This is a genomic window from Flavobacterium proteolyticum (genome assembly GCF_015223105.1).
GTDB lineage: Bacteria > Bacteroidota > Bacteroidia > Flavobacteriales > Flavobacteriaceae > Flavobacterium > Flavobacterium proteolyticum.
The window spans coordinates 113,820-128,699 of the sequence record NZ_JADFTZ010000004.1 but is presented as its reverse complement, the minus strand read 5'-3'; the positions used below and the strand labels follow the sequence as shown (position 1 = coordinate 128,699).

Annotated in this window: 14 protein-coding genes and 1 tRNA gene; 4 read left to right on the top strand and 11 right to left on the bottom strand. The window is 32.7% G+C overall.

Annotated elements, in window-relative coordinates; all coding sequences use genetic code 11:
• Positions 1 to 8 precede the first annotated feature (8 nt).
• The 8 genes from IM755_RS09685 to IM755_RS09650 all read right to left on the bottom strand — a co-directional run bounded on the left by IM755_RS09685 (position 9) and on the right by IM755_RS09650 (position 4,807).
• Entirely contained in the window at positions 9 to 377 is a 369-nt protein-coding gene (locus tag IM755_RS09685) for a hypothetical protein (RefSeq protein ID WP_194096258.1), read from the bottom strand.
• A 2-nt stretch (positions 378 to 379) separates the two neighbouring features.
• The gene (locus tag IM755_RS09680; protein WP_194096255.1) at positions 380 to 820 is read right to left on the bottom strand and encodes a hypothetical protein; all 441 of its coding nucleotides are present in this window, start codon (positions 818 to 820) and stop codon (positions 380 to 382) included.
• Positions 810 to 1,604, bottom strand: coding sequence for a relaxase/mobilization nuclease domain-containing protein (locus IM755_RS09675; protein ID WP_194096253.1), 795 nt, complete (start codon positions 1,602 to 1,604; stop codon positions 810 to 812). The genes IM755_RS09680 and IM755_RS09675 overlap by 11 nt, the downstream gene beginning before the upstream one ends.
• A gap of 4 nt (positions 1,605 to 1,608) precedes the next feature.
• A complete protein-coding gene (locus tag IM755_RS09670) occupies positions 1,609 to 1,905 on the bottom strand; it encodes a plasmid mobilization protein (RefSeq protein ID WP_194096250.1) in 297 nt (98 codons plus the stop codon).
• Positions 1,906 to 2,152: 247 nt separating this feature from the next.
• The gene (locus IM755_RS09665; RefSeq protein WP_194096248.1) at positions 2,153 to 3,370 is read right to left on the bottom strand and encodes a primase-helicase family protein; all 1,218 of its coding nucleotides are present in this window, start codon (positions 3,368 to 3,370) and stop codon (positions 2,153 to 2,155) included.
• A gap of 82 nt (positions 3,371 to 3,452) precedes the next feature.
• The gene (locus tag IM755_RS09660; protein ID WP_194096246.1) at positions 3,453 to 3,737 is read right to left on the bottom strand and encodes a helix-turn-helix domain-containing protein; all 285 of its coding nucleotides are present in this window, start codon (positions 3,735 to 3,737) and stop codon (positions 3,453 to 3,455) included.
• Positions 3,738 to 3,829: 92 nt separating this feature from the next.
• Positions 3,830 to 4,555 (bottom strand): hypothetical protein, encoded by a 726-nt coding sequence (locus IM755_RS09655; protein WP_194096244.1) that lies wholly within the window; start codon positions 4,553 to 4,555, stop codon positions 3,830 to 3,832.
• A gap of 167 nt (positions 4,556 to 4,722) precedes the next feature.
• Positions 4,723 to 4,807 (bottom strand) — tRNA-Ser (locus IM755_RS09650).
• Between the two features lie 498 nt (positions 4,808 to 5,305).
• On the opposite strand from IM755_RS09650, the gene IM755_RS09645 reads away from it, so the two are divergent.
• Positions 5,306 to 5,872 (top strand): DUF6642 family protein, encoded by a 567-nt coding sequence (locus IM755_RS09645; protein ID WP_194096242.1) that lies wholly within the window; start codon positions 5,306 to 5,308, stop codon positions 5,870 to 5,872.
• Here IM755_RS09645 and ytxJ read toward each other — a convergent pair whose 3' ends face one another.
• Positions 5,873 to 6,208, bottom strand: coding sequence for a bacillithiol system redox-active protein YtxJ (gene ytxJ, locus IM755_RS09640; RefSeq protein ID WP_194096240.1), 336 nt, complete (start codon positions 6,206 to 6,208; stop codon positions 5,873 to 5,875).
• Positions 6,209 to 6,377: 169 nt separating this feature from the next.
• A complete protein-coding gene (locus IM755_RS09635; protein ID WP_194096389.1) occupies positions 6,378 to 7,940 on the bottom strand; it encodes a protein adenylyltransferase SelO in 1,563 nt (520 codons plus the stop codon).
• A gap of 160 nt (positions 7,941 to 8,100) precedes the next feature.
• Between IM755_RS09635 and IM755_RS09630 the strand changes: the two genes are divergently transcribed.
• Positions 8,101 to 9,120, top strand: a complete 1,020-nt coding sequence (locus tag IM755_RS09630) for a M28 family metallopeptidase (protein WP_194096238.1) — start codon at positions 8,101 to 8,103, stop codon at positions 9,118 to 9,120.
• Positions 9,121 to 9,204: 84 nt separating this feature from the next.
• Here IM755_RS09630 and glyA read toward each other — a convergent pair whose 3' ends face one another.
• Positions 9,205 to 10,479, bottom strand: coding sequence for a serine hydroxymethyltransferase (gene glyA / locus IM755_RS09625; protein ID WP_194096236.1), 1,275 nt, complete (start codon positions 10,477 to 10,479; stop codon positions 9,205 to 9,207).
• A 112-nt stretch (positions 10,480 to 10,591) separates the two neighbouring features.
• Between glyA and fahA the strand changes: the two genes are divergently transcribed.
• Positions 10,592 to 11,878 (top strand): fumarylacetoacetase, encoded by a 1,287-nt coding sequence (gene fahA, locus IM755_RS09620; RefSeq protein ID WP_194096234.1) that lies wholly within the window; start codon positions 10,592 to 10,594, stop codon positions 11,876 to 11,878.
• 281 nt (positions 11,879 to 12,159) lie between these two features.
• Entirely contained in the window at positions 12,160 to 14,763 is a 2,604-nt protein-coding gene (gene clpB / locus IM755_RS09615; RefSeq protein WP_194096232.1) for an ATP-dependent chaperone ClpB, read from the top strand.
• Positions 14,764 to 14,880 lie beyond the last annotated feature (117 nt).

The window sequence follows — 14,880 nt, the reverse complement described above, 5'->3', positions numbered from 1 at the left end:
ATATGAAATTATTCTAAATTATTTACCCAAATTTCTAAATCATGCATTGCCGCTGGATTGTCAAGAAAAAATTGTTTGTATTTATTAGTACAGTCATTATAACCTTTATCATAGCTTATTTTTTGAAACTTAACAGATGTTGCATTTAATTGATTTACTTGGCTATAGTGCCAACTCATCAAAATATAAAGAATGGCTAATAATAGAGTTGTGTAAAGTATTGATAATAGGTAAACAAATTGAACTTTGACATATTTTGAATAAAAATATAATTCAGTATGACTATTTTCAATTTCAAAATTGATGTTATCTAGACTTTGACTTAGTATCTTACTAATCACCTCTAGTTCCCTTTTCAACTTTAATAAATCAGCCATGTTTATTTACTATTTAATGTTGTTCTCAGTTCAATTAACGTTGATAAATTTGAGTTTGACTGATATAATAGATAACTTATGTAAATTGAATAAAAACTTAAGAATATTATCAACCATACTTTTATATCTTGGTACCAACTTAATTCATCTGGCGGTTTAATTTGTGATATTTCCAATCGGTGCTTTTTTAGCGATTCAATATGATTGTAAACTAATTTAATCATTTCGTTTTTGTTCAGATTAGATTGATTTTGAAATTTATCTAATTCAACTTTTAGAGAATCAATATTCAATTTAGGATTGTGATTTTTCAAACTATCCATTTTTGAATTTAATGTATCTGCAACAGCAAATAAATCTTTAGTTGATTTTCTGTTTTTCTCCATTTCTTCTAGTAAGATTGAGACCATATCAATCAAACCAGGCTGTTTTTTACCTGCCATGTCTAAACTTTATTTTTGGCTTTTGATTAGTTTCTATTATAGGTTTTCCGACTATATCTTTTAAGTTAATTTTTCTATTAACTTCAGAGGCTTTGAAGCTTTCTTTTGTGGCTACATTTACAAATCGATAACCTTGAATTAATCCTTGTTTATTTATTGAAGGTTGCACTTCAACTCCCATTATCTTCATTACTTGAAAGTATTCTTCTAGAGAATTATATTGTCTTTCAATAGCTTTTAAATGCTTATTGTAAATTTCGTCTTTTGTAGATTTTGGAATTGTAAAACCTTCATTTTGATTAGCTTTAATTTTATTAATCATGATTTGTTTAGCCGAAATTAGATTTCGTCGCGAAGCAATACGATGAGCTGCCCATTGTGCCTTCTTACCAATAAAGTGATCATTAACCATTTTTCCTGTTTCCATATTCAAACGCCCGCAATAGATGTGTATATGCTTGTGAGTTTTTTCTGTATGAACAAATGCCAGTATCTGGTGGTTATCAGCATTAATACCAAGCTCTTTCATAAATTCGACTATCATCGTCTTAAGTTCTGAATTAGATAATTTATGAGCATCATCAATTGAAGGAGACAGAACCAAACTTAACGTTTTATTTTTTGCTCTGTGGTTTAAATCTTGAATTATACTCATTTCTTCAATTATTTCTTTTGGATTTAAGCCACAGAGATTGTTTCTAAACAACTCGTAACCTTTCCTATCATTCATAATGTAATTCAATAAAGAACCACCACCAGAACATGCTTTAGCCATACCAATCATATATCTATTTTAGCTTCATTAAGTGTTCTCTAATAATTCTTGAGGTTTCTAATGTTTCTTTTTTTAATCCTTCTACATCTCCCAGCTTAAATAGATTACTAATTCTTGTAAAATTTGTAGAAAAGTTGGCCAGTGTTTTGTATACTTCAATTTCTTCAGGACTCAATTTTGATGTCAATTTATAGCCTAAGACAAGTCTTCGCAATAATTCTGAAACAGCCATTCCGGAATCTTTTGCTTTCTTTTTAATTATGGCTTGCTCTAATTTTGATACACGAAATTTTATTATATGTTGTTTCATAAATATTCTCTTTATTCCCTTAAGTTAAAATCGAGACTGAAAAACAAAAGGGAAAAAATTAGTAAAAAAATGATGATTTGATGAAAAAGAAGCTAAAACCTTTAAAAATAAGCCTTCTACAAGTCATCAATATATCATCAAATCATCAAATCATATTGTAGAATTCTTCAATTCTGTCATCATATTTATTTTTGATGATTAAATGATGACAAAGTGATGAAATCCTTAAAGGGAATAAACAAAACATTTAACTATCATTTGTCATCATTTCATCATAATTTTTAGTCAAAAAATTTCTTGTGATAGAATAATACCTTCCTTTACTTGAATTCAGGTAAAAATCTAAATCATTTGTTATTGTGACTTTTTGATATTGATTTGAATTTGATTGCTGTTCGAGTTTCCATATTTCACGAATAATTTTCTTCACATCACTTGCAATATATTTTATTCTAAACTTATTAAGTAAATTTTGTAAATCAGTAAATGAAAAATCAACTTTTTCCAAATTTAGATTGTCCATCGTATTTAATAAAATACTTGCTAATTCAACCTCAAGTTTATTTGAATTATATCTAATTAACTTCTCTAAAGCTTTTGTTCTAATCTGTTGGGGAGTAAACCACATTCTTGACTGATTATCAGTTGAAAGTTTACGATTAGAAAGAAAACATAAAAAAGCTGGAATTTCATTTATTAATTTATTTAAAAAATCAACATCTTCTTTTTCATATTTTTCAATTTTTAAAACCCAAAAACGAATTTCCAAAGGGTCAATTTTTATGAATGAAGTTTCATTGTTTGAACACAAAATAAATTTTCCGAAGAACGGTGTCTCTTTTTTATCTTTTCCCTTAGACTCAGTCTTAAAGGAATTTGTAGTTGATAAATATTTAATTCTTTCGCTTAATTCATCAGTTTTAAATAAAACTTCATCTACAGCAACAACTATTTTATCAGAGGACCAATCACTATTAAACTGAGAGCTAAAATCATTATTAGTTAAAAATGTCATATTGTATTCAAATACATTTTTTAACCATTTTAGAAAAGTTGATTTTCCTGTACTTCTGAGATTTGAAACTAAACATAAAATTGGCAAAATCTGAGTAGGTTTTAAATATAAAAGTTGTAAATAATCTAATCCTAACTCTTTTTGATCTCTAAAAATATACTCAATAAAATATAATGTATTAGTAATATCCCCCTCTTTAGGAATGTGAGAAATCTTATGATAAGTATTGTAATAATCACCTATTCTTTTCTTGAATAAATTTGGATTATGTTCTGGCATACAGATAAAACCATCATATTTTTCAATCTCTGAAAGTATATTCTTTCCATGATCCTGTCTTATTAATTCAGGCGACCATTGTACTAAAACTTCTATCGACTCTTTTGACAATGAAGGATATAAGGAACGTTTATAATAGCTGGTTCCAACCCTTAAATATAAATTTTTCATATACAATAATTTATTAATTTGTATATTTGCGTTATATACAAAACAAGATTAAACGTAAAAAGACAAGTGCAGAATGGTAGTTCTATACTTGTCTTTTATATTTTAAGGATTTTACATGATTATTAGAATCAAATATCTGGTCATGTTTGATTCTTTTACGTGCGCCAACATTGAAAGCTTCAATTGTACCTTGCTTAATGTGTTTGTTTACTGTTTGGACGTCACATCTAAATAATTTAGCAGCCTCTTTTACTGTGTAAATTTTTAGAGAATAATCTTCTTTTGGCGCAGTAAGAATCTGTTTTACCAAACCTTTCAATTCATTTAACTCTGAATGAATTGCTTCAAATGGATTTGCATGAGTCATAATATTGCATTTTTTAAATTTAATGCAATGTTAATATTTGTAACACTTTATTAAAATTGATAAAGTAAACTAAACCAAAAAAATATAGCTACTTATTCCTTTTTCCTATAATTTTCAGTAAAGTGAGTATTAATATTATCAAATAACACATAAAACTCTCTTTGAGTCCTTGAGAAATTAGTTTCTGTATTAATATTTTTAAGTTCAGTGCCTCTAATATGACTTACATATTGAGGTTTAATTTCTACTTTAAAAATTAAATTAAAATTTTCAATTAACCATTTATCACTTTTCAATGGAAGCACACTTTCTTTTATAAAAAGTAATAGAACAACAAACTCTTTTTTGCTAGAAATATTCAAATCTTTAACAACTTCTTTTAGCCAAAACTTAAATTTATCATCAAATTGAGTATTATCGTTCAATATATTAATATGATTACTTTCTTCTATTTTAATATTTTCAATATCAACTACATTTCCATATCGTTCAGTTATCAACAATTCTTCGTCTCTATTTACTTTCAAATTCAAAATATTATTATGAAAATAAATTAACTTTGAATTAATGTAAATGCCAAAAATGAGAACTATAAAAAGCAAAAAATAATAAAAACCATTTGATTCATTTGACAAAAGCAACATTATTACTTGACTAAAAGGTAATATTAATAATGAGCTAAAAAAAATTAAAGCAAATCTTTTACGATTTAAGTTATGTAATCTATTAATTTTAAAATTTAGCTTATTAGATATATAAGGCACTAAATTATCAACATAGAATGAGATATCCTCAAATTTAAAATTTGTTTTTTTCATAAAGTTGCTAGATTCAAGATTAAATTAAAAACTATTTATTCTCTAAATTAGTAAAAAACTAAATAAAAAAAAGAAAAAATCTGAATACTAAAAGTAATAGTACTGTCAACTAGAGTGTCAACCAAAAAAGAAAAACCCTGAAAACACTAGATTCTCAGGGTTTTGAGCGGAGAAAGAGGGATTCGAACCCCCGGACCTGTTACAGTCAACAGTTTTCAAGACTGCCGCATTCGACCACTCTGCCATTTCTCCAATAAGTCGTGCACTACTTCCGTATTGCGAGTGCAAATATAGAACGATTTTTTATTTCTGCAAACGTTTTCAAAAGAAAAAAGTAAAAAAAATACACTTTCCTCCTCACCCATTTCCCAACCATTTGAATGTCAGTAAATAAATAAAACTAAATTTTTAATAAAAAATCAAGAACAAGTGTAAGAACAAAGTCTAAGTTATCGTTTATACCGTTTGTTTACATTATCATCCTAGTAAAAAAGATGCTTAGCAGCATGACAAACTCTACGTGTAGTCTAATGTTAACTATGCCAAGTGCAACGCCTCTTAACACAACCCACTTAAAAAAACCATGCAACTCCCTTTCATTACTCTAATAAGAACTACTCCAACCGTTGCCTGAGGCACTCGAAGGCAAAAGGTAATAAAAAAAACCGCCACCATCAGCGCTCCGCCTTGGCGGACCCATTTCATCCGCGTTCCAAAATCCCTATCTTTGCTTATCTAAATTAAAACCACATGCCCAACTTTAATAGTGATTTTAAAATATACTGTTTAGAAGCTGTTCCAAACCTACAGCAAAACTACAATAGCACTATTTTACCCTCATTGGAAAAATTAGCACTACAATACGGAATCACAAACGTTTACCAAACTTGCGACAGCATTGAAAGTTTTGAAAGTAATATAAATACCTTACTATACGAAGACCGCAACTTTCACGAATACGAAATAATCTATTTGGTTGTTGAAGGGCAGGGCAATCAAATTAAGATAGACAATTACAACTACTCTTTAGAAGAAATTGCCGAAATCTTTGAAGGAAAATTAAAAGGTAAACAATTGCACTTTGCTAATACCATGCAGTTGAATTTAGATGCAGAAACCGCTCAGTACTTCATTGATGTAACAGGTACAACAGCTGTTTCAGGCTATCGTTACCCAGCACCAATACTAAGTACCATTTTAGACAACTTATTTTTCTCTTTATGCTACGATGACGACAACGTAATCCGAATTACCGAAGCCTTATATAAAAAACAATATGCCTTAGCAAAAACGATGGGGTTTACTTTGTATTACTAATTACAAATACTTCGCAATCTCTTCCGCTTGAATACTGTGATGCGAAACACGATACACTACTTCTCCATCTTTCAACACAATAATCTGTGGCGATTGGTGAATCACATTTAATTCATCCGCAATAAAATTAGAAACACTTCTATACGAAAGCAAATCCAAATAATTGAATTCGGCTTTAGCAATTAGTAAATCATTTCCGTTAACCAAGCGCTCTTTAGCATAAGCACTAATACCACAAGTCACACTATCCTTAAAGATAATTTGCGGTTTTTCATTTGATTTTTCAACAATATCTTTTACTTGTTGTTCAGTAGTAATGGGATTCCAGTTTTTCATATTTTATATTTTTTTTTAAACACATAGACACATAAGTCTATTTTTATGTTGATTTTAGGCGTTTCACTTTTCATAGTAAACATAAACTATCCGTATTGTTTGTCATGCTGTCAAGCATCTCTTGAATGTTGAATTTCGATTAACGAATGTTGAATGTTGAACTATTTACCTAAGAACTACAAGACAACATCGAACACCCTACTTTATTCCGCGCCCAATCAGGTCGCTTTGCAAACCATTTCTCATTTTCTGGTTGCTCATCGTAAGGATGTTTCAGTAACTCATGAAGTTCGTTTATCAAAGAATAATCTTCCTTCTCTGCGGCTTCAATAGCCAATTGTGCCATGTAATTGCGTAACACATATTTCGGATTCACTAGATTCATTTTAGCTTTTCTATCAGCATCCGAAAGCGATTCATCATTTAACTTTTGCAAATAACGTTCCATCCAATTCATCCAACTCGTTTTCAATGTAGCTACCAAAGCATCAGGTTGGTAAAACGCATATTCTATTTTCGATAAAGCAATCTCAATAGTATCTGATTTTAATACGTTGGCTAAATTACGATAGAAAATCGTCATATCGGTTTCAGAAGCCGTTAATAGCGTTGTCAATTCATCCTGAAAATCGGTATCATATTCTGATGCTAAACCCAATTTCTCTTGCATCATAACAGGAAACTTCGCATCAAAACGATGACTATAACTATTCAAAATAGCCTCCATTGCTGGAACATCTTCAATCAAAGGATACAATGCATTTCCTAACTGAATCAAATTCCACAACGCAATATCAGGTTGGTTTCTAAAACGGTAACGTTTTCCCTCTGCATCGGTAGTATTCGGAGTCCAATCGGGATTATAATCTTCTAACCATCCATACGGACCGTAATCAATCGTAAGTCCTAAAATCGACATATTATCGGTATTCATTACCCCGTGAACAAAACCTACACGTTGCCATTCCACAATCATATCCACCGTTCGATTCACTACTTCTTGATAAAAAGCCAAATACTTTTCTTTTCCTGTTGCTTTAATTTCGGGATAGAAATAGTTAATCGTATAATCTGCTAAAGCTAGTAAATTCACAATATCTTTTCGAGCTGCTAACAATTCGAAATTCCCAAAACGAATAAACGAAGGAGCTACTCTGCATACCACCGCTCCATCTTCATAAGCAGGATTTCCGTTGTATAAAATATCGCGCAATACCTTATCACCAGTACTTACCAAAGATAACGAACGCGTTGTAGGCACACCCAAATGAAACATCGCCTCACTACACAAATGCTCTCGAATAGAAGAACGCAGCACCGCCAAACCATCAGCATTTCTAGAATACGGCGTTTCCCCTGCTCCTTTTAATTGTAATGCCCAACGTTGATTATTATGTAATACCTCAAACAAATTAATCGCCCTTCCATCACCTAATTGTCCTGCCCAATTCCCAAATTGGTGTCCCGCATACGCCATAGCATACGGTTGGGTTTCAGGATACACTTTACTTCCTGAAACTAGCTCTAAAAATTCGGTAGATGAAACATCTTCATTGGATAAACCAATAAATTCAGCCACCTCAGCTGTAACATGAAGTAATTTAGGATGACTTGGAACTCGAGGCGTTACATAGGAAAAAGCAGCACCAAATACTTGTCTTCGTGTATTGGAAGTATCACTATCAGCCGGAAGTTGTTTATTAAACGTATCGTTTAGGTTTAGTCTCATTATAAAATTGTTGTGCCATGCAAAGTTACTCAATGTAAATTTGTAATAATCGGTACTAATCTTCAAATTTTGTTAAATTTACTCTCAAAGTGTAATAAAAAAATCATTTTTACTACTAACTAATTATATTTGTTTTAGAATTAAAAACCAACAAACACCTTTTATGAAAAAAATATTGTTTTCAAGTGCTGTTTTATCTTTGATTTTGATGAGTTGTTCATCAACAAAGGTAGCCACAAAAGCAGATGCAGGCACTTACATTAACACCATTACGGCTCCTGAACTAAGCAAACACCTATACATTGTAGCAGGTGATGAAATGCAAGGTAGAAACACAGGAGAAGAAGGACAAAAGAAAGCAGGAAAATACTTAATTGATGAGTATAAAAAGATGGGAATCAGTTTTCCTCCTGGAGCAACTGATTTTTATCAAAAAGTACCTTCTGAATTCATGAAAAGAGGATTCGCTCCTAAATTAAATGATTCAGAAAACATTTGGGCCTTCATTAAAGGTTCTGAAAAACCAGATGAAGTTTTAGTTATTTCAGCTCATTACGACCACGTAGGAATGAAAAATGGTGAAATCTATAACGGTGCCGATGATGATGGTTCAGGAACGGTAGCATTATTAGAAATTGCACAAGCTTTTAAAGAAGCAGAGAAAAAAGGTCATGGTCCAAAACGTTCTATCTTATTCCTACACGTTACTGGTGAAGAACATGGTTTACATGGTTCAAGATATTATTCAGAAAATCCATTATTCCCATTAGCTAATACCATTGCAGATATTAATATTGATATGGTGGGAAGAAGAGATACACTTCACCCTGGTACAAACAATTATATTTATGTAATTGGTTCAGACAGATTAAGTAGTGAACTTCATACTATTAACGAAGAAGCGAATGCGAAATACACCAAATTAGAGTTAGATTACAAATACAACGATAGAAAAGATCCAGAAAGAATTTACTACCGTTCTGACCACTATAACTTTGCAAAAAAAGGAATCCCAGCGATTTTCTTCTTCAACGGAATCCACGCGGATTACCACTTACCAAGTGATACACCTGACAAAATCGAATACGATGCCTTAGCAAAACGTGCACAATTAGCCTTTGCTTTAGCTTGGGAATTAGCGAATCGTCCTGAAAGAATTAAAGTAGACAGAGACGGAAAATAATTACGAATAAGAAAATTACGAATTACGATATCAAAAAAAATCCGAGCATTGCTCGGATTTTTTTATTTATTTTTAATTGAAAGATTAAAATACAAACATTGCTCTTTCACTCATTAAATCATTAACTTCTTCAGCCACTTGTTCTAAAATAGCTTCATCTGTATGATTCATTAATACTTTATCGATTAAAGCTACAACTGTTTCCATATCTTCTTCTACCAAACCACGAGTTGTGATTGCTGGAGTTCCCACACGAATACCAGAAGTAACAAATGGTGATTTATCATCAAATGGCACCATATTTTTATTTACTGTAATTTCAGCTTTAACCAATGCATTTTCTGCATCTTTACCTGAAATTCCTTTGTTTCTTAAATCGATTAACATCATGTGGTTATCAGTACCACCCGAAATTAATTTGTAACCTCTTTTATTGAACGCTTCTGCCATAGCTTGTGCATTTTTCTTTACTTGCATAGCATAACGGAAAAACTCATCTGTTAAACATTCTCCAAACGCCACCGCTTTAGCTGCAATAATATGCATTAAAGGTCCTCCTTGATTTCCAGGAAAAACCGACATATCTAAAACGTGCGACATCATTCTGATTTCTCCTTTTGGAGTGGTTAATCCCCATGGGTTTTCGAAATCTTTCCCCATCATAATCATTCCTCCTCTTGGACCACGTAAAGTCTTGTGAGTAGTTGTAGTTACAATATGACAATGTGGAATTGGATCATTCAATAAACCTTTAGCAATTAATCCTGCTGGGTGTGAAATATCAGCTAGCAATAAAGCACCAACGCTATCTGCAATTTCTCTGAAACGTTTAAAATCCATATCACGAGAATAAGCCGAAGCTCCTGCGATAATCATTTTTGGTTTTTCTCTTAAAGCAATTTCTTGGATTTTATCATAGTTCAAAACACCTGTTTCCTCTTCTACTCCATAAAATACTGGACGGTATAATTTTCCTGAGAAATTCACAGGAGAACCATGCGTTAAGTGACCTCCGTGAGATAAGTCAAATCCTAAAATAGTATCACCTGGTTTTAAACATGCTGCAAAAACTGCTGTATTGGCTTGAGAACCAGAATGAGGTTGTACATTTACATACTCAGCACCAAACAAAGCTTTTGCTCTGTCAATTGCAATTTGTTCTACAATATCTACTACTTCACATCCTCCGTAATATCTTTTACCAGGATATCCTTCAGCATATTTGTTGGTTAAACATGAACCTGCCGCTTCCATTACTTGGTCGCTAACAAAGTTTTCAGAAGCAATTAATTCAATTCCGTGAATTTGTCTGTCTTGTTCATCAAGAATTAGGTCAAAAATTTGTTCGTCGCGTTGCATTGCAATAAATATTCGTTAAAATTAGGTCAAAATTACGAAAAAGGTTTGTTACATTGCTAGATAATTTTATATTTGATTCATAATTTTTCAACAACAAACTAACAATACAAATATGCCAAATATAGCAAACGACCCAAATAGAAAATCGTGGATTCCAGTTCCTGAAAATAGCGACTTCCCGATTCAAAACATTCCTTTTGGTGTTTTCATTACAAAAGAAGATGTAATCACTATTGGAACAAGAATTGGAAATTGTGCCATCGACATGGGGGCGCTACAACAATTAGGATATTTTGAAGGTATTGAACTTACAGACGATATGTTCATGCAAGACACTCTAAACGATTTTATTTCTGACGGAAAAAAAACATGGCGTTTGGTAAGAAATCGCTTAGCTGAACTTTTCGATGAGAACAATCCAACTTTAAGAGACAATAAAAATCATAGAGAAGTTGTAATCTTTAAAGTTGAAGATATTGAAATGCTTTTACCGGTTCAAATTGGAGATTACACCGATTTCTACAGTTCAAAAGAGCACGCTACAAACGTAGGAAAAATGTTCCGTGATCCAGAAAATGCGTTGTTACCAAACTGGTTACACATTCCTGTAGGTTATCACGGTAGAAGTTCTACGATTGTGCCATCTGGGATTCCTGTTCACAGACCTTATGGACAAACGTTACCAAACGGAGAAACAACTCCTGTTTTCGGACCTTCAAGATTAGTGGATTTTGAATTAGAAACTGCTTTCATTACTACAGATGCGAATTTAATGGGAGAACCAATTCCAGTCGAAGAAGCAGAAGAACATATCTTCGGAATGGTTTTGTTTAACGATTGGAGTGCGCGTGATATCCAAAAATGGGAATATGTGCCACTTGGACCATTCTTAGCGAAAAACTTTGCTTCATCAATTTCACCTTGGATAGTAACCATGGATGCTTTAGAACCATTTAGAACAAAAGGTCCTGAGCAATCACCAGAACCATTACCTTATTTACAACAAAAAGGAGAAAAAGCATTTGATATCAATTTAGAAGTTTTAATTAAACCAGAAAATTCTGAAGAGACTGTGGTTTCTCGTTCGAACTTTAAGTATATGTATTGGTCAATGGCACAACAATTGGCTCATCATACCATTAATGGCTGTAGAGTAAATTCAGGGGACATGATGGGAAGTGGAACGATTTCAGGTGCAACAGAGGATTCTTTCGGTTCGATGTTAGAATTAACTTGGGGCGGTCAAAAACCATTAAAAATGAAAGATGGTTCAGAACGTAAATTCATCAATGACAATGATACAGTTATTATCAGAGGATATTGTCAAAAAGGAAATATTAGAATTGGTTTTGGAGAAGTTTCAAGTAAATTATTACCTGCTATTGATTTGAAATTCTAAAAATCATTACATGCAAAAATATAAACTCCGAAAGTCAATTTTCGGAGTTTTTTTTTGCTCAAAACTTTCCCAATTTCATTCATCGGTAATTCAAGACATTTTATCAAAAAAAATGAATTCTTGTCGCACTTTAAGACATTATGTCGTAAATTTATGTGGTTTTTAGAGTTAAATCAGTCATTTTGTCTTGATTTAAGCATTGGAATACCAATTGCAGTACTCCTTTCAAAATCATTAAATTGAAAATAAAAACGAATCCCCAACTCGACAACAACTAAAAAATGAACTTAAAAAATTTAACTATTAAATCGCAAGAAGCATTGCAACAAGCTCAGCAACTTGCACAAGAATTCGGACACCAACAATTAGAAAATGAGCACATTTTCAAAGGTATATTGGAAGTCGACGAAAATGTAACTCCATTCATTCTAAAAAAATTGAATGTAAATGTGGAGTTATTTAAAAAAGTATTGGAAAGTACGTTACAAAGTTTCCCTAAAGTTTCGGGAGGTGAAATTATGCTTTCGCGTGAAGCTGCAACCGCTTTAAATGAAGCGAATATCATTGCTAAAAAAATGAACGACGAATACGTTTCCATCGAACATTTAATCTTGGCCATTTTCAAATCGAAAAGTAAAATAGCTCAAATTCTAAAAGACCAAGGTGTAACTGAAAAAGGATTAGAAACCGCCATAGCTGAAATTCGTAAAGGCGAACGCGTAACGTCTGCAACGGCAGAAGAAACCTATAATTCTTTGAATAAATACGCTAAAAACCTCAACGAATTAGCACGTACAGGTAAACTAGACCCGGTGATTGGTCGTGATGAAGAAATCCGTAGAGTTTTACAAATTCTTACACGTAGAACCAAAAACAATCCCATGTTAATTGGAGAACCTGGGGTGGGTAAAACAGCTATTGCAGAAGGTTTAGCACATAGAATTGTTGATGGTGATGTTCCTGAAAATCTGAAAGACAAAATCGTTTATTCTTTAGACATGGGAGCACTAATCGCAGGAGCCAAATATAAAGGTGAATTTGAAGAACGATTAAAATCAGTAGTAAAAGAAGTAACTTCTGCTGAAGGTGATATTGTACTTTTCATTGATGAGATTCACACCTTAGTGGGTGCTGGTGGTGGCGAAGGTGCAATGGATGCTGCTAACATTTTAAAACCCGCTTTAGCACGTGGTGAATTACGTGCCATTGGAGCGACGACTCTAGATGAATATCAAAAATATTTCGAAAAAGATAAAGCGCTTGAAAGACGTTTTCAAAAAGTAAATATAGACGAACCTGATACGGAAAGTGCTGTTTCAATTCTTCGAGGTATCAAAGAAAAATACGAAACACATCACAAAGTACGTATCAAAGATGAGGCTATTATTGCTGCAGTTGAATTATCACAACGTTATATTACGAATCGTTTCTTACCAGATAAAGCGATTGACTTAATGGATGAGGCGGCTTCTAAATTACGTATGGAAATCAATTCAAAACCAGAAGAATTAGACGTTTTGGATAGAAAAATCATGCAGTTGGAAATCGAAATGGAAGCGATTAAACGCGAAAATGACGAGACCAAATTGAAAGGTTTGGGCTTGGATTTAGCCAACTTAAAAGAAGAACGAAATGAAATCTTTGCCAAATGGAAATCAGAAAAAGATGTAGTAGATAATATTCAGGCAGTAAAACTAGAAATAGAAGATTTTAAAATTGAAGCCGAACAAGCCGAACGCAATGGAGACTATGGCAAAGTAGCCGAAATTCGTTACGGAAAAATTAAAGAAGCGCAAGAACGATTAGATGCTTTACAAACACAATTAGCAGAAAATCAAGCCGGAACTTCTCTAATTAAAGAAGAAGTAACTCGCGAAGATATCGCTGAAGTAGTAGCTAAATGGACCGGAATTCCAGTTATGAAAATGCTTCAAGGTGAACGCGAAAAACTACTTCGCTTAGAAGAAGAATTACACCGAAGAGTTGTAGGTCAAGAAGAAGCTATTGAAGCTGTGAGTGATGCTGTTCGTAGAAGCCGCGCTGGTTTACAAGACATGAAAAAACCAATTGGTTCGTTCTTATTCCTTGGAACAACAGGTGTTGGTAAAACCGAATTAGCAAAAGCGTTAGCCGAATATCTATTCGATGATGAAAATGCGATGACCCGAATTGATATGAGTGAATACCAAGAACGTCATGCAGTAAGCCGATTAGTGGGTGCGCCTCCAGGATACGTAGGCTATGACGAAGGCGGACAATTAACAGAAGCCGTAAGAAGAAAACCATATTCAGTTGTATTGTTAGACGAAATTGAAAAAGCACATCCTGATACATTTAATATCTTGTTACAAGTATTAGATGAAGGACGATTAACCGATAACAAAGGTCGTGTGGCGGATTTCAAAAACACCATTATCATTATGACTTCGAATATGGGAAGTCAAATAATTCAAGAGAAATTCGAGAATTTAAAAGGTGGAATTGAAGCAGCAACCGAAGCAGCAAAAACAGAAGTTTTAGGCTTGTTGAAGCAAACCGTTCGACCAGAGTTTATCAACCGTATTGACGAAATCGTAATGTTCACTCCTTTGACTGATAAAAACATCAAAGAAATTGTGAACTTACAATTGAAAAGTGTTATTAAAATGTTGGCTCACCAACAAATTACAATGGATGCCACTCCAGAAGCAATTGACTATTTAGCACATAAAGGCTATGATCCTCAATTTGGAGCGCGACCAGTAAAACGAGTTATCCAACGTGAAGTATTGAATCAACTTTCTAAAGAAATATTAGCTGGAAAAGTAACAACAGACAGCATCATTTTACTAGATAGTTTTGATGGCAATCTAGTTTTCAGAAATCAAAGTGAGTTGGTACATTAAATTCTAATTCACTAAAATATCCCCTAATCCATGGGCTCATAATGGGTTAAGTTTGTTTTAGTTTGGGAAACACCGTTTCAATTTTGAATCGGTGTTTCTTTTTTTATTTGATAACCA